The organism is Streptomyces sp. NPDC054887, assembly GCF_053610585.1.
This window is the reverse complement of sequence record NZ_JBSGYQ010000024.1, coordinates 65,625-80,396: the sequence shown is the minus strand read 5'-3', so window position 1 is coordinate 80,396 and position 14,772 is coordinate 65,625. Positions and strand designations below refer to the sequence as shown.

At 73.4% G+C, this 14,772-nt stretch carries 14 protein-coding genes; 6 read left to right on the top strand and 8 right to left on the bottom strand.

The features are described 5' to 3' along the window. Positions 1 to 242 precede the first annotated feature (242 nt). On the bottom strand, positions 243 to 974 hold the full coding sequence (locus ACWGH0_RS16175; protein ID WP_453404776.1) for a VIT1/CCC1 transporter family protein: 732 nt from the start codon (positions 972 to 974) through the stop codon (positions 243 to 245). Between the two features lie 219 nt (positions 975 to 1,193). On the opposite strand from ACWGH0_RS16175, the gene ACWGH0_RS16170 reads away from it, so the two are divergent. The 6 genes from ACWGH0_RS16170 to ACWGH0_RS16145 all read left to right on the top strand — a co-directional run bounded on the left by ACWGH0_RS16170 (position 1,194) and on the right by ACWGH0_RS16145 (position 8,597). Then, positions 1,194 to 2,249: an ADP-ribosylglycohydrolase family protein gene (locus tag ACWGH0_RS16170; RefSeq protein ID WP_453404775.1), complete on the top strand. Its 1,056-nt coding sequence runs from the start codon at positions 1,194 to 1,196 to the stop codon at positions 2,247 to 2,249. Then, entirely contained in the window at positions 2,246 to 3,397 is a 1,152-nt protein-coding gene (locus tag ACWGH0_RS16165) for an ADP-ribosylglycohydrolase family protein (RefSeq protein ID WP_453404774.1), read from the top strand. Before ACWGH0_RS16170 ends, ACWGH0_RS16165 begins: the two co-directional genes overlap by 4 nt. Positions 3,398 to 3,401: 4 nt before the next feature. Next, complete coding sequence (locus tag ACWGH0_RS16160) at positions 3,402 to 4,553, top strand: ADP-ribosylglycohydrolase family protein (protein WP_453404773.1); 1,152 nt, start codon at positions 3,402 to 3,404, stop codon at positions 4,551 to 4,553. Between the two features lie 578 nt (positions 4,554 to 5,131). Next, the gene (locus ACWGH0_RS16155; RefSeq protein ID WP_453404794.1) at positions 5,132 to 6,427 is read left to right on the top strand and encodes an ADP-ribosylglycohydrolase family protein; all 1,296 of its coding nucleotides are present in this window, start codon (positions 5,132 to 5,134) and stop codon (positions 6,425 to 6,427) included. After that, positions 6,424 to 7,698, top strand: a complete 1,275-nt coding sequence (locus tag ACWGH0_RS16150) for a CaiB/BaiF CoA transferase family protein (RefSeq protein WP_453404772.1) — start codon at positions 6,424 to 6,426, stop codon at positions 7,696 to 7,698. Before ACWGH0_RS16155 ends, ACWGH0_RS16150 begins: the two co-directional genes overlap by 4 nt. Continuing rightward, entirely contained in the window at positions 7,695 to 8,597 is a 903-nt protein-coding gene (locus ACWGH0_RS16145) for an HpcH/HpaI aldolase/citrate lyase family protein (RefSeq protein ID WP_453404771.1), read from the top strand. The genes ACWGH0_RS16150 and ACWGH0_RS16145 overlap by 4 nt, the downstream gene beginning before the upstream one ends. A gap of 97 nt (positions 8,598 to 8,694) precedes the next feature. Here ACWGH0_RS16145 and lgt read toward each other — a convergent pair whose 3' ends face one another. The 7 genes from lgt to ACWGH0_RS16110 all read right to left on the bottom strand — a co-directional run bounded on the left by lgt (position 8,695) and on the right by ACWGH0_RS16110 (position 14,727). Next, positions 8,695 to 9,660: a prolipoprotein diacylglyceryl transferase gene (gene lgt, locus ACWGH0_RS16140; RefSeq protein ID WP_453404770.1), complete on the bottom strand. Its 966-nt coding sequence runs from the start codon at positions 9,658 to 9,660 to the stop codon at positions 8,695 to 8,697. Positions 9,661 to 9,757: 97 nt separating this feature from the next. Then, on the bottom strand, positions 9,758 to 10,753 hold the full coding sequence (locus tag ACWGH0_RS16135) for a thioredoxin domain-containing protein (RefSeq protein ID WP_453404769.1): 996 nt from the start codon (positions 10,751 to 10,753) through the stop codon (positions 9,758 to 9,760). 85 nt (positions 10,754 to 10,838) lie between these two features. Further along, positions 10,839 to 11,663 carry a tryptophan synthase subunit alpha gene (trpA, locus tag ACWGH0_RS16130; RefSeq protein ID WP_453404768.1) on the bottom strand — a complete coding sequence of 275 codons (825 nt, stop codon included), beginning with the start codon at positions 11,661 to 11,663 and terminating at the stop codon, positions 10,839 to 10,841. After that, entirely contained in the window at positions 11,660 to 12,952 is a 1,293-nt protein-coding gene (gene trpB, locus ACWGH0_RS16125) for a tryptophan synthase subunit beta (protein WP_453404767.1), read from the bottom strand. Before trpB ends, trpA begins: the two co-directional genes overlap by 4 nt. Positions 12,953 to 13,080: 128 nt before the next feature. Next, complete coding sequence (gene trpM / locus ACWGH0_RS16120) at positions 13,081 to 13,299, bottom strand: tryptophan biosynthesis modulator TrpM (RefSeq protein WP_453404766.1); 219 nt, start codon at positions 13,297 to 13,299, stop codon at positions 13,081 to 13,083. A gap of 11 nt (positions 13,300 to 13,310) precedes the next feature. After that, the gene (gene trpC / locus ACWGH0_RS16115; protein WP_453404765.1) at positions 13,311 to 14,120 is read right to left on the bottom strand and encodes an indole-3-glycerol phosphate synthase TrpC; all 810 of its coding nucleotides are present in this window, start codon (positions 14,118 to 14,120) and stop codon (positions 13,311 to 13,313) included. Positions 14,121 to 14,235: 115 nt separating this feature from the next. Beyond that, positions 14,236 to 14,727, bottom strand: coding sequence for a DUF2752 domain-containing protein (locus ACWGH0_RS16110; RefSeq protein ID WP_453404764.1), 492 nt, complete (start codon positions 14,725 to 14,727; stop codon positions 14,236 to 14,238). Positions 14,728 to 14,772: the final 45 nt, after the last annotated feature.

Genomic DNA, 14,772 nt, shown 5'->3' with positions numbered 1-14,772 from the left:
TGGCCCTCCGTGAAATTTCGTGCAGGTTACATGATGGCTGGCTTCTCGCTAAGTGGATAGCGCATTCCAACATGCGGACACCGCTCAGCGGTGCGGGTGACTCGAAGGCGGACGAACCGGTGTCGATCCGGCCGTCGCGGCGCAGGCTTCATTGCCTGCGGGTGTCGTGGGGTCTTGCCCGCATATTACGTAGGCGAAACCATCCGGCAACAGATTACTTATGTGGAGACCCGCATAGCGCCTCACCCTACGGCTGTTCCGAACAGAGCGCCCAGGGCGTACGTCACACCCGCGGCGCAGCCGCCGAGCGCGAGCTGCCGCAGACCGCTGAACCACCAGGTCCGCGCGGTCACCTTCGCGACGAGCGCCCCGCACGCGAAGAGCCCGGCGAGCGCCAGCAGCACCGCGGGCCACAGCGTCGAGGCCCCGAGCAGGTACGGCAGCACGGGCAGCAGGGCGCCCAGCGCGAACGCCCCGAACGACGATACGGCGGCGACCAGGGGCGAGGGAAGGTCGCCGGGGTCGATGCCCAGCTCCTCACGGGCGTGGATCTCCAGCGCCTGCTCCGGGTCCCTGGACAACTGCGTGGCGACCTCACGGGCCAGCCCCGCGTCGACGCCCCGCGAGACGTAGAGCGCGGCGAGCTCCTCCAGCTCGTCCTTCGGGTGCTTGCGCAACTCACGCCGCTCGACGTCGAGTTCCGCCTCCACGAGCTCGCGCTGCGAGGCCACCGACGTGTACTCGCCGGCCGCCATGGAGAAGGCGCCCGCGGCAAGACCCGCGAGCCCGGTGATGACGATGGTCTGCTGGCCCACGGACCCGCCCGCCACACCGGTCATCAGCGCCAGGTTCGAGACCAGGCCGTCCATGGCCCCGAACACCGCCGGGCGCAGCCAACCGCCATTCACGTCACGGTGCGTGTGGTTGTCGCGGTGCGCCTCGTGGAGCGTCGCCTCGGTCTCGATGATGGCCATTCCGCCCGTTCCCCTCTCGCCGGAGGCGGGGCCGTATGCGGCCCGCTCACCCCCTCAACACCATCGAAAGTACGCACGATTCGAGCGCCCCGCCAGCAAGGAAGGCCGTACTTACCCGCAGCTCAGACCCCACGCCGACTGGGTGACGCTGGCGATTCGGAGCCTTCGCCGGGCCCGCGCGTGGCACAGATCCCAGAACGAGCCCAGGGAGTTGATTGCATGCAGTCCCGCACCGATCACGGCCGCGCGCTGGAGGCCCTGCGCGAACTTCACGCCGTACGCGCCCTCCGTGACAGGGGGCGGGGCGCCCTGCTCGGCCTGGCGGTGGGCGACGCCCTCGGAGCCCCCGCCGAGAACATGAAACCCTCCGAGATCCGCCGCCGTTGGGGCCGTATCGAAGGCTTCGTGTCCGCCGACCCCGCCGGTACGGACGACACGGAGTACGCCATCTTCTCCGGGCTCCTCCTGGCCCGCCACGGATCGGCGCTCACCGTGGCCCACGTCGAGAACGCCTGGCACCTGTGGATCGCCGACCTGGACGAAGGCCCGTTCCGCGGCGCGGGCTTCAGCGAGCGCGGCACGCTGGAGAACCTCCGCCGCGGGCTGGCCGCCCCGATCTCCGCCCAGCACCGCCACGCGTGGAGCGACGGCCTGGCCATGCGGGCCGCCCCGTTCGGCGTCTTCGCGGCGGGCCGCCCCGCGGAGGCGGCGCGGCTGGTGGCCATCGACGGCTGTGTGAGCCACGAGGGCGAGGGCATCTACGGCGGGCAGGCGGTGGCGGCGGGCGTCGCGGCGGCCATGACGGGCGGCTCCCCGTCCGCGATCACCGCCGCCGCCCTGTCCGTCGTCCCGGCCGACTCCTGGACGGCCCGCTCCCTGCGCCGCGCGGTGGCCGCGGCCCCGGACGGCGAAAGGGCGGTGCGCTCGGCGGTGGTGATCGGCGGCTACCCGTGGACGGACCTGGCCCCCGAGGCGGTGGGGCTGGCCTTCGGGGCGTTCGCGGCGGCGCTGGGCGACTTCCGGGGCTCGGTGCTGACCGCCGTCAACATGGGCCGCGACGCCGACACGACGGCGGCGGTGGCGGGCGCCCTGGCCGGGGCGATGTGCGGGGCGGGGGCGATCCCGCCGGCCTGGGCGTCGGTGATCGCCCCGGCGCGGGGCAGCTGCCTCCCGTCCATGCGCGGCCACCACGTCCTGGACGTGGCCGACCTGCTCACCCCGGACGACGACGAACCCCCGGACCACCGGGCGGCCGGCCGTCGGACCGCGTCATGACGCCCGCCGACTTCCCCCACGAAGCGGTCACCGTAGTCCTGCTGCCGACCGCCACCGCCTCCCGCCGGATCGAGGGGCTGCTCCTCGGCCTGGCCGCGGGGGACGCCGCAGGATGGCCCGCCGCGCGCCACCGCGCCGCCCGGATGCCCGACTGGACCCGCCGCCTCACCCGCGAGCTGGACACCTTCGCCGAGCAGAACGCCACCACCACCCTCCCCGTCCCCATCGCCCTCAACCAGCCGCCCGAGCCCCTGCGCCTCGGCCCCTCGGACGACGCGGAATGGGCGGCGTTCACCGCCGGCACGATCCTCGCCGCCGCCCCCGGGAAGATCCACGCGGCGGTCGACCGCGCCTGGACGGCGCTGGCCGCCGAGGTCGCCGCCGCGGCCGACCGCGCCCCCGAGGTGGAATCCGCCGTACTGCCCCTGCGCGCCCGGATCTCCGTACGCGCCGGTCTCGGCAACCTCGCCACCGGCCTGCGCCCGCCCGCGACCGGTCACGACAACCCGCACTACTTCGACGACGCCGCCTGCATCCGGGCCGCCGTCCTCGCCGTCGTCCACCCGGGCGACCCGGCCGCCGCCGCCGAGCTGGCCGAGTTCGACGCCCGCTACACCCAGGACGGCGACGGCGTTCACGGCGCCCGGGCGACGGCCGCCGCGGTGGCGGCGGCCCTCGGCGGCGCCGGGGTCGACGAGGCCGTGGACGCCGCCCTGGCCCAGCTCCCGGAGGCCACCGAGATCGGCCGCAACGCGGCCCACGCCGTCCGCCTCGCCAGACAGGCCCGCCCGGACGCCTCCATCGGCGCCTTCGCCCTGGTCCCCACCCTGGAACACCAGATCGTCGACCACGTCTACAGCTACGGCATCGCCGCCGCCGAAACCGTCCCGGTGGCCCTGGCCCTGGCCACCGCGGCCCGCGGCCGCGTCACCGAGGCCGTACCCGCCGCCGCCTGCCTGTCGCGCGTCGCGGACTCCGCCCCGGCCCTCGCCGGAGCGCTGACCGGCGCGCTGTGCGGCGGCGACGCCCTCCCGGCCGGCTGGCGCGACACCTGCCGCACCCTGGTCGGCTGCGCACTCCCCCGCCTGGCCGGCACCGACCTGGTCGAACTGGCCGCACACCTCACCACGCACCTCTCGAAGGGATGACTCCATGGCGACGTTCCCCCCGCTCACCCTGGAAGACCGGACCACCGGCAGCCTGATCGGCGCGGCCGTGGGCGACGCGCTGGGCGGCCCGGTCGAGGGCTGGTCCCCGGACCAGATCAGCGAACGCCACGGCGGCCGGATCCACGGCATCGTCGGCCCGTTCCACGAGAACTGGCGTACGGCGCGCCCGATCGCCCCGTACCACAAGGGCGACGGCCACATCACCGACGACACCCTCATGACGCACGCCCTGGTCCGCGTCTACGACGTCGTACGCGACCACCTCGACGCCTACTCCGTCGCCGAGCACCTGGTCCCCGAGCTCATCGAATCGCCCGTATGGGTACCGGAGTTGGAGGCCGAGGCGCTTCCCCTCCAGCGCGTCTTCCTCGCCGAGAAGTGGATCGTCGCCCGCCTCCACTACGGCCATGTGGACCCGCGCGAGGCCGGCGCCGGCAACATCGTCAACTGCGGCGCGGCGATGTACATGGCCCCGGTCGGCCTCGTCAACGCGGGCAACCCGGCCGCCGCGTACGCCGAGGCGATCGACGTGGCGGGCGCGCACCAGTCGTCGTACGGGCGCGAGGCGGCCGGCGTCTTCGCCGCCGCCGTGGCCGCGGCCTGCTCGCCCGACGCGACGCCGGCCACCGTCGTCGACACCTGCCTCGCCCTCGCCAAGGACGGCACGCGCTCGGCGATCGAGGCGGTGGCCGAAGCCGCCGTGCGCCACCACGACTTCGAATCCGCGCTCGCCCCGCTGCGCGCCGCCGTGGCGCCGTTCGACACGGTGGGCCCGGACTACCGCAAACCGTCCCTGGCAGCCCGGCGCCCCTCCCGCCTGCACTCCATCGAGGAACTGCCCATCGCCCTCGGCATGCTCCTGGTGGCCGGCGGCGACTACCGCCACGCCGTCCTCGGCTCGGTCAACTACGGCCGCGACTGCGACTCGATCGCCACGATGAGCGGCGCGATCTCCGGTGCGCTGTACGGCGAACCGGCCGTCCCGCCGGACTGGGCGAAGACGGTCGCGGAGGCCAGCCGCACCGACCTGCACGCCCCGGCCCGCACCCTGGCCGCCGTGACCCGCGAGGTCTACGCCCGCGACACCGAACGCCGCCGGGCCCACGAAGCGGCCTTCGCCGCGCTCACGTCATGACCCGCCTGACCTGGGTGCAACCGGAGGACCTGCTCACCCACGAACTGCGCCAGGCGGCGGAGGACGGCCGCGACGCCTCGGCGATCCGCACCCGCTGGCAGAAGGCGGGCGGCCCCCCGACCCCACCCGCCACGGGCGCGTCCCCCACCCCCGCACCCCCGCACCTGCGCGCCCTGGCGGAAGAACTCCTGACCGCCCTCTCCGCACTCCCCACCCCCACGGACCTCACAGAACCCACCCCCCTGAAGGCAATCAAAGCCACCTGCCCCACCTGGCCGACACACCCCCCAGCAACAACGCCCCACACCACGCCCGCAGAAACCACAACAACCGGACCCACAACCACCCGCAGCACAAACACCGGACCCACGCCCACCAGCGCCACGACCATCGGCGCCACGACCACCCGCACCACGCCCACCAGCGCCACGACCATCGGCGCCACGACCACCCGCACCACGCCCACCAGCGCCACGACCATCAGCGCCACGACCACCCGCACCACGCCCACCAGCACCACGACCATCGGCGCCACCACAACCATCGGCGCCACCACAACCACCGCGAGACATGTCACGCTGCCAGGAGGGGACGTGCCGGGGCGCTCCCCGCAGGGCGTTGAACGCAACCACGCCCCAGGGACCGCAGCGGTGGCCGAACGTTCGACGCCCGAGGAGACGCCCCGGCGCGTCACCGACCCCAACGCCCCAGCGAAAGCCCCGCACACCACCCCCGCAGAACGCGCGCACGCCGCGAACCGCCCCGCAGCCCCCGCAGAACGCACGCACGCCCCAGATCACCCCGCAGCCACCCCCCTGCTCAACCGCCTGCACGCGGCCTGGCTGGGCCGAGCGGCCGGCTGCCTCCTGGGCAAGCCGGTGGAGAAGCTCCCCCTCCCCGCCATCCGCCGACTCGCCGCCGCCACCGGCAACTGGCCCCTCAACACCTGGTTCACCGCAAACGGCGTCCCCCACCACCTCCTGACCCGCCACCCCTGGAACCGCCGCTCCGCCGCCACCTCCCTGGCCGAGAACATCAACGGAATGCCCGAGGACGACGACCTCAACCACCCCGTCCTCGGCCTGCTCCTCCTCCAGCGCCACACCAAGGCGTTCACCACCGCCGACCTGGCGACGCTGTGGCTGGACGAACTCCCGGCCGGCCGCGCGTTCACCGCCGAACGCATCGCGTACCGCAACCTCCTCCTCGGCCTGACGCCCCCTCACACCGCCCGCCACCACAACCCGTTCCGCGAGTGGATCGGCGCCCTGATCCGCGCCGACATCCACGGCTGGACGCACCCCGGCAACCCGGCGGCCGCCGCCGAACAGGCCCACCGCGACGCCACCCTCACCCATACGGCCAACGGCGTGTACGGCGCCATGTTCATCGCCGCGACGATCGCCGAAGCCGCCGCCGGCACCACCGACGTACACCGGTGCCTGCGCACGGGCCTGACCGTCGTCCCCCCGAAGTCCCGCCTCTCCCAGGCGGTCCGCCACGGCATCAACGCGGCCACGAAGGCGTCCAGAGCCTCGTTCGACACCGTGGTGGACGATCTGCACGCCGCCTACGGCCACCACCACTGGGTGCATGTGCTGCCGAACGCCGCCCTCATCGCGGCGGCCCTCACGCACGCCGACGGCGACTTCACCGGCTCCATCTGCCGCGCCGTGTCCGGCGGCTGGGACACCGACTCCAACGGCGCCACGGCCGGCAGCATCGCCGGCCTCCTCGCAGGCTCCCCCGAAGCCCTCCCCAGCCGGTGGACGGCGCCCCTCCGCAACCGCCTGGCGACCTCTGTCACCGGCTTCGACGGCATCGGCTTCGACACCCTGGCCCACCTCACCCACACGGAGGCGCTCCGCCCATGACCGCTCCGACCAGCGAACCCACACCCACCACCCGCACTGCACCCACCGAACCCACCACACCCACTGCACCCACCACACCCCCCCCCCCCCCCCTGACCAACCTCCGAGTCCTTGACCTGGCCACGCTCTTCGCCGGCCCACTGGCCGCCACCATGCTCGGAGACTTCGGCGCGGACGTGATCAAGGTGGAGCACCCCACCAAACCGGACCCCTCCCGAGGCCACGGCCCGTCCAAGAACGGCATCGGCCTGTGGTGGAAACTCCTGGGCCGCAACAAGCGCACCATCACCCTGGACCTCTCCGCCCCCACCGGCCGCGACGCCCTCCTGCGCCTCGCCGCCACCACCGACGTGATCATCGAGAACTTCCGGCCCGGCACCCTGGAGAAGTGGGGCCTCGGCCCGGCCGAACTCCACGCGGCCAACCCCCGCCTGATCCTGGCCCGCGTCACCGGCTTCGGTCAGTGCGGCCCGTACTCCCACCGCCCCGGCTTCGGCACGCTCGCCGAGGCGATGAGCGGCTTCGCGGCCATCACCGGTGAGCCCGAGGGCCCGCCCACGCTGCCCCCGTTCGGCCTGGCCGACTCGATCGCCGCACTCGCCACCGCCTACGCCGTGATGACGGCGGTGGCCGCCCGCAGCACGACCGGCCGGGGCCAGGTCGTCGACATGGCCATCATCGAACCGATCCTCACCGTCCTCGGCCCGCAGCCCCTCTGGTACGACCAGCTCGGCTACGTCCAGCCCCGTACCGGAAACCGCTCCCGCAACAACGCCCCCCGCAACACCTACCGCACCGCCGACGACGCCTGGGTGGCCGTCTCCACGTCGGCCCAGTCGGTGGCCGAACGTGTGATGCGCCTGGTCGGACGCCCCGACCTCATCGACGAGCCGTGGTTCGCCACCGGCAGCGGCCGTGCCGAGCACGCCGACGAACTCGACGAGGCGGTCGGCCACTGGATCGGCCGCCGCACACGCGACGAGGCGATGGCGGCGTTCGAGAAGGCCGAGGCCGCGATCGCCCCCGTCTACGACGTCCGGGACGTCATGGCCGACCCGCAGTACCGCGCGCTGGACACCATCACGGAGGTCCAGGACCCCGAACTCGGCCCCCTGCGGATGCAGAACGTCCTCTTCCGCCTCTCCGAGACGCCTGGTGCGATCCGCTGGGCCGGCCGGCCGCACGGCGCGGACACCGACTCCGTACTCACGGAGGCGGGCCTCACCCCGTCCGAGATCGCCGCCCTCCGCGCGACCGGCGGCACCCGATGACCCGGCCCCACACCACACCCACCACAGCCACCACAGCCACCACAGTCACCGCAGCCACCACTCTCACCACACCCACCGCCCTGACCCCCCTGACCTGGCTCTACGTACCCGGCGACCGCCCCGACACGGTCGCCAAGGCGCTCCGGTCCGGCGCCGACATCGTGATCGTCGACCTGGAGGACGCGGTCGCGCCCGACCGCAAGGAGTACGCCCGCTCGGCGACGGCCGAGCTGCTCACCGAACGCCCGGCGACCCCCGTCCACGTGCGGGTGAACGCCCTCGCCGGCCCGCACGCCGAGGACGACCTGCGTGCCCTGGTCGATCTCCCCGGTCTCGCGGCGCTGCGCCTGCCGAAGATCACCGGCCCGGCCGAGGTGCGGCGGATCGCCCGGCGCGTGCCCGGCGTGCCGCTGTACGCGCTCCTCGAATCGGCGCTCGCCGTCGAGCACGCGCACGCGATCGCGGCAGCCCACCCGCACCTGCGCGGGATCGCCCTGGGCGAGGCGGACCTCCGCGCGGATCTCGGTGTACGGGACGACACCGGGCTCGCGTGGCCGCGCAGCCGGGTGGTGGTCGCGGCCCGGGCGGCCGGGCTCGACCCACCGGTCCAGTCGGTGCATCCGGACGTCCGGGACCTGGAGGGACTGGCGGCGTCCTGCGCGCGAGGCCGGGCCCTGGGCTTCCTGGGCCGTACGGCGCTCCATCCGCGCCAGTTGCCGGTGATCGAGCGCGCCTTCCTGCCGGCACCCGAGGAGGTCGAGGCGGCGGAGGAAACCGTCAAGGCCGCCGCAGCGCGGGGAGGCGCGCTGGCGCTCCCCGACGGCCGCTTCGTGGACGCGGCCGTGGTGAAGGCCGCTCAGCGCACCCTGGCCCTCGCATCCCGGACCCGCCCCCACTGACCGCGCCGGCGACCGCGTTCATCGACCGCCCACCCGGCTCGGGGGCTTCACTCCCCGCCGCGTCGGCCGTAGACCACGCGCAGGCGTGCGACCGCGCCTAGTCCTTGGCTTCGGCCTCGGCCCGGCCTCCGGGACCGAAGCCGTCGGCACCCGCATCACGAGCGGAACCGGAACCTGATCCGTCTCCCGCGTCCGCGTCCGCGTCGCCGCCGTCCCCGTCCCCGTCCCCGTCGACGGCACGCTTGTCCGCCGAGGCCGGCTCGACGACCTCTTCACGCCCCGGCCGCAGCTTCGCCGAGATCACGAAGTACGCCACCGCGCACACGAAGACGGCGATCGAGGTCCACACGTTGAGCCGCAGCCCCAGTACGTGGTGCGCCTCGTCGACCCGCATGTACTCGATCCAGCCGCGGCCGGTGCAGTACAGCGCGACGTACAGCGCGAACACGCGGCCGTGCCCGAGCTTGAAGCGGCGGTCGGCCCAGATGACGACGAGCGCGGCGCCGATGCACCACAGCGACTCGTAGAGGAAGGTCGGGTGGTAGACACCGGCCTCGCGGTTCACGCCCTCGGAGATCTCCAGGCCCCAGGGCAGGTCCGTCTCGCGCCCGTACAGCTCCTGGTTGAACCAGTTGCCCCAGCGGCCGATCGCCTGGGCGAAGGCCAGGCCGGGAGCCATGGCGTCGGCCCAGGCCGGCAGCGGGATGCCGCGACGGCGGCAGCCGATCCACGCGCCGACCGCGCCGAGGGCGACGGCGCCCCAGATGCCCAGGCCGCCTTCCCAGATCTTGAAGGCGTCGACCCAGTCCCGGCCCTCGCTGAAGTACAGCTGGTAGTCGGTGACGACGTGGTAGAGCCGGCCGCCGACGAGGCCGAACGGCACCGCCCAGACGGCGATGTCGGCCACCGTGCCGGCTTTGCCTCCCCGGGCGATCCAGCGCTTGTTGCCGTACCAGACGGCCAGGAAAACGCCGGCGATGATGCAGAACGCGTAGCCGCGGAGCGGGATCGGTCCGAGCTCGATCACACCGGTCGACGGGCTGGGAATATAGGCAAGGTCCATGGCAGGGTCGACGCTACCCTGCCGGGTGGGAGGTACGGCAACCCACCCGGCAACGTCTGCATAACGGCACCCGCGCACACCCCCGCCCCCGCGGGCCCTACGGAGTGCCCTGCGGCAGCGCGCCGGCGGGCGGAACCGCTGCCCCCGGCACGGACCCACCGGACGCCGAACCACCCGGCGCGGCCCCGCCCGGCACGGAACCACCCGACACGGACCCCGGCGCAGCCGCGCCCGGCGCGGCGGACCCGGGCGGCGCCGGCGCCGGCGACGTGGCGGACTCCGAGGGGGTCGCGGTCGCCGTCCCCGCCTTCTTGCCCTTGTTCGCCTCGGCGACCCACTTCTTCAGGTTGTCCGGCGAGATCTGCTCGTTGCCCTTCTTCGGGAAGATCGACTCCCCGTTGAGCTGCACGGTCGGCGTCCCCCGGAAGTTGCCCTTCTGGAACGCCTCGTTGGACTTCTGCACCCAGCCGTTGTGCGTCCCGTCGGCCACGCACTGCTTGAACGGTTCCGTGACGAGTCCGTCGACCTTCCCCGCCAGTTCGATCAGACGGCTGTCCTTGCTGAACGCGTCGTCGGGCTCCGGCGGCTGGTTCTGGTACAGCACGTCGTGGTACGGCACGAACTTGCCCACGTCCTGGGCACAGGCCGCAGCGTTGGCCGCCTTCAGCGACCCGGATCCGCCCATGTTCCCGTCGATCAGCGTGGCCAGGTGGTACTGCACCTTGATCTGGCCCGCCTTCTCCAGCTCGTGGATGGTGTCCCGGAAGGCGTTCTCGAACTGGGCGCAGGCGGGGCAGCGGAAGTCCTCCCACACCGTGAGGGTCGACGGCGCGTCCGTCGCCCCCACCGGGATCAGCGGATCGCCCTTGTCGTCCGTGCCCTTGGGCGTCACCACGGCGCTCGCGCCGTCGTCTCCGTCCGAGCCGGAGTTCGCGGCGAGGATGCCCACCACGGCGGCCAGGCCCAGCACGCCGACCACGGCGCCGGCGACGATCAGTGTCCGCCGGCGCCTGTCGCGCGCCTTCTGCGCCTCGCGCTCCTGGATCAGGCGCTCGCGGGCGGTTCGTTTTCCGTCACGGTTCTTGTCGCTCACACCCGCAGCAACGAACCGGGGAGGCGCGGGCGCGCCTCCCCGGTCCAGGTCCACCCGTACGAGCTACACCGCCCAGGTGTTCGTGTCAGGCGTGCGTGCCGTCCCTGCGCACACCGCGCGCGAGTTCACCCGCGAGGGCCCGTACGGCCTCCAGGCCCGCCGCGGCGTCCGGCGCGTCGAGCATCCGCTGGACGAACGCCGACCCGACGATCACGCCGTCGGCGAAGGCCGCGACCTCCTTCGCCTGTACGGCGTTGGAGACCCCGAGCCCCACGCACACCGGCAGCTCCGTCGTCGCCCGCGTCCTGCGCACCAGGTCCTGCGCCTGTGCGCCCACCGACTCGCGCGTGCCGGTCACGCCCATCAGCGAGGCCGCGTAGACGAATCCGGACCCGGCCGCGGTGATCGTGGCGAGGCGCTCGTCCTTGCTGCTCGGCGCGACCACGAAGACCGTGGCGAGGCCGTGCTTCTCGGCGTGTTCGCGCCACAGCGCGGACTCCTGGACCGGCAGGTCCGGCAGGATGCAGCCGGCGCCGCCGGCCTCCGCCAGCTCCGCGGTGAAGCGCTCGACGCCGTACCGGTCGATCGGGTTCCAGTAGGTCATGACGAGCACCGGGGCCCCGGTCGCCGCGTGCGCCTCGCGGACCGTGCGCATCACGTCGGCGATCTTGACACCGCCGCGCAGCGCGATGTCGTCGGCGGTCTGGATGACCGGTCCGTCGAGCACCGGGTCGCTGTGCGGCAGCCCCACCTCGACGACGTCCGCGCCGCCGGCCACGACCGCCTTGACCGCGTCGATCCCGCCGTCGACGGTCGGGAACCCGGCGGGGAGGTAGGCGATGAGGGCGGCCCGGTTCTCCGACGCGGCCCGCTCCAGGGTGTCGCTCAGCAGCTGAATGTTCCCGCTCACTTGGTGTCCCTCTGGATCTCGGCGGCGCCGTTGTCGGAGGAGGCGTCGGCCTCGACCGCCGCGTCGGTGTCGTACAGGCCGAAGTAGCGGGCGGCCGTGTCCATGTCCTTGTCGCCACGCCCGGACAGGTTGACCAGGATCAGCCCGTCCTCGCCCAGCTCCCTGCCGAGCTCCAGCGCGCCGGCGAGCGCGTGGGCGCTCTCGATGGCCGGGATGATGCCCTCGGTGCGGGACAGCAGGAGCAGTGCCTGCATCGCCGCGTCGTCGGTCACCGCCCGGTACTCGCCCCGGCCGCTGTCCTTGAGGTAGGCGTGCTCGGGGCCGATGCCCGGGTAGTCGAGGCCCGCGGAGATCGAGTAGGGCTCGGTGATCTGGCCCTCCTCGTCCTGGAGGACGTACGACCGCGAGCCGTGCAGGATGCCGGGCTCGCCGGCGGACAGGGTGGCGGCGTGCTCGCCGGTCTCGATGCCGTGCCCGGCGGGCTCGCAGCCGACGAGCCGCACACCGGCGTCCGGGATGAAGGCGTGGAAGAGCCCGATGGCGTTGGAGCCGCCGCCGACGCAGGCGACGGCCGCGTCGGGCAGCCGGCCCGCGCGCTCCAGGATCTGGCGGCGGGCCTCGACCCCGATGACGCGGTGGAAGTCGCGGACCATGGCGGGGAAGGGATGCGGTCCGGCGACGGTGCCGAAGAGGTAGTGCGTACGGTCCACGTTGGCGACCCAGTCGCGGAACGCCTCGTTGATGGCGTCCTTCAGGGTCCGGCTGCCGCTCTTCACCGCGACGACCTCGGCGCCGAGCATCCGCATGCGGGCGACGTTGAGTGCCTGGCGCTGGGTGTCGATCTCGCCCATGTAGATGGTGCATTCGAGGCCGAAGAGGGCGCAGGCGGTGGCGGTGGCGACGCCGTGCTGGCCGGCGCCGGTCTCCGCGATCACCCGCGTCTTGCCCATGCGCTTGGTGAGCAGCGCCTGACCGAGCACGTTGTTGATCTTGTGCGAGCCGGTGTGGTTCAGGTCCTCGCGCTTGAGGAAGATCCGTGCTCCGCCCGCCTGTTCGGCGAAGCGCGGGACCTCGGTGAGGGAGCTGGGGCGGCCGGTGTAGTCGACCATGAGCGCGTTCAGCTCGGCCGCGAAGGCCGGGTCGGACTTGGCCTTGTCGTACTCGACGGCGACCTCGTCGACCGCGGCGACGAGCGCCTCGGGGATGAACTTGCCGCCGTACGCGCCGAAGTAGCCCTCGGTGCTGGGGACGGTGCCCTCGGGGTCCGGAATGAAGAAGTCAGAAGACATCCGACGTACTCCTCAGAAGGGGCTGGCGCCCCATGGAAGATCAACGGGTGGAAGTGACCGTATGCGCCGCGCGCGCTGCCACGCGCGTACGCCTCGGAGGCATCCGGGCGTACGGGTGGGGCGTGTCGCTACAGCGCGTCCTCGGTGCGCCATCGCATGCCGTTGATCTGGCCGGGCTCGGACCCGATGTGGTACCGGACCCGCCGTCCGCGCACCCGCCGCGCCGGAGCCCGGCACCCGCGCGGACGGCACCCGCGCGCCAGCGGCGCGTGCGGGTCGCGCGCCCGCGCCCCGGCGAGCGGGCGAAGGCCCGGCCGGGTGCGCGCGGTACGGCGGAGTGCGGTCATCGGGGCCGGACTCAGCTCCGGCCGTGGCGCAGGGCCGGGTGGGCGCCCGCGGCGACCAGGTCGGCGACGGCGCCCTTGGGGTCGCGGCCGGTGACCAGCGACTCCCCGACGAGCACCGCGTCGGCGCCAGCGTTGGCGTACGCGATGAGGTCGTGCGGGCCGCGGACGCCGGACTCGGCGACGGTGACGATGCCCGCCGGGACCTCGGGGGCGACGCGCTCGAACGTGCCGCGGTCGACCTTGAGGGTCTTCAGGTTGCGGGCGTTGATGCCGATGATCTTCGCGCCGGCCTCGACCGCGCGCTCGACCTCTTCCTCGTCGTGCGCCTCGACCAGCGGGGTGAGCCCGATGGACTCGGCCCGCTCGATCAGGGAGACCAGGGCCTCCTGCTCCAGCGCCGCGACGATCAGCAGGGCCAGGTCGGCGCCGTACGCCCGCGCCTCCCAGAGCTGGTAGGCCGTGACGATGAAGTCCTTGCGCAGCACCGGGATGTCGACCTTGGCGCGTACGGCCTCCAGGTCGGCCAGCGAGCCGCCGAAGCGGCGCTGCTCGGTGAGCACGGAGATGACGGCCGCGCCGCCCGCCTCGTAGTCGGCGGCGAGTCCCGCGGGGTCGGCGATCGCGGCGAGCGCGCCCTTCGACGGGCTGGAGCGCTTGACCTCGCAAATGACCTGGACTCCGTCGCCGCGCAGGGCGGCGACTCCGTCCTTGGCCGGGGACGCCTTGGCCGCGCGGTCCTTGAGCTCGTCGAGACTGACGCTTGCCTGCCGCTCCGCGAGGTCGGCGAGCACGCCTTCGATGATCTCGTCGAGCACACTCACGCGAGCGGCCCCCTTCCGGGAGGGTGATGGTGGACCAGGATCAGCCATACCAATGCTATCCGCAGAGGGCGTCAGGACTCGCATCGAGTGGCGATCAGTCCCACTACCTGGAACTTCACGGCGCGAGCGCCGAGCCGAACGGCAGGTTCCGGACGACGCTGAACACCGCGGCGGCGCCGCCCAGGCTCCACCACCAGACGGGTTTGAGGGCGATGCGCATCGGGACCCCGCGGCCGGCGCGAACCATCCAGACGGCCCACAGCACGGCGAACACGCCGTACCCGACGACCGCCATCGCGTTGGCGCCGAGCGCGCCCACGAGGTCGCCGGTGGCGACGCCGTGCGCGCTGCGCAGCCCGCCGCAGCCGGGGCAGTAGATGCCGGTCAGCCGCAGGAGGGGGCAGACGGGGTAGTGGCCGGGTTCGTTCGGGTCGACCGCGCCGACGTAAGCGAAGGCCGCGAGGACGCCCGCCATGGTGGCGGCCGGCGCGGCGAGCCGACGGGCGAGGCCCACCGGCGCGGGGCGCGCGGGACCCGGTGAGGGCTGCGGCGAAGGGGCCGGGGCGGGCTGGGGCACGGTATCCACCCGGTGATTGTCCCCGCTCATGAGGAAAGGCGCAGCCCGTCCGGGGCTGCGCCTCGCATCAGAACG

What these genes read in the sequence shown, in the direction of transcription:
- trpM (WP_453404766.1), bottom strand. Translation starts at nt 13,299, where the DNA reads ATGACCGCACTCCGCCGTACCGCGCGCACCCGGCCGGGCCTTCGCCCG.
- ACWGH0_RS16165 (WP_453404774.1), top strand. Translation starts at nt 2,246, where the DNA reads ATGACGCCCGCCGACTTCCCCCACGAAGCGGTCACCGTAGTCCTGCTG.
- ACWGH0_RS16110 (WP_453404764.1), bottom strand. Translation starts at nt 14,727, where the DNA reads ATGAGCGGGGACAATCACCGGGTGGATACCGTGCCCCAGCCCGCCCCG.
- lgt (WP_453404770.1), bottom strand. Translation starts at nt 9,660, where the DNA reads ATGGACCTTGCCTATATTCCCAGCCCGTCGACCGGTGTGATCGAGCTC.
- ACWGH0_RS16160 (WP_453404773.1), top strand. Translation starts at nt 3,402, where the DNA reads ATGGCGACGTTCCCCCCGCTCACCCTGGAAGACCGGACCACCGGCAGC.
- ACWGH0_RS16145 (WP_453404771.1), top strand. Translation starts at nt 7,695, where the DNA reads ATGACCCGGCCCCACACCACACCCACCACAGCCACCACAGCCACCACA.
- ACWGH0_RS16170 (WP_453404775.1), top strand. Translation starts at nt 1,194, where the DNA reads ATGCAGTCCCGCACCGATCACGGCCGCGCGCTGGAGGCCCTGCGCGAA.
- ACWGH0_RS16150 (WP_453404772.1), top strand. Translation starts at nt 6,424, where the DNA reads ATGACCGCTCCGACCAGCGAACCCACACCCACCACCCGCACTGCACCC.
- trpB (WP_453404767.1), bottom strand. Translation starts at nt 12,952, where the DNA reads ATGTCTTCTGACTTCTTCATTCCGGACCCCGAGGGCACCGTCCCCAGC.
- ACWGH0_RS16175 (WP_453404776.1), bottom strand. Translation starts at nt 974, where the DNA reads ATGGCCATCATCGAGACCGAGGCGACGCTCCACGAGGCGCACCGCGAC.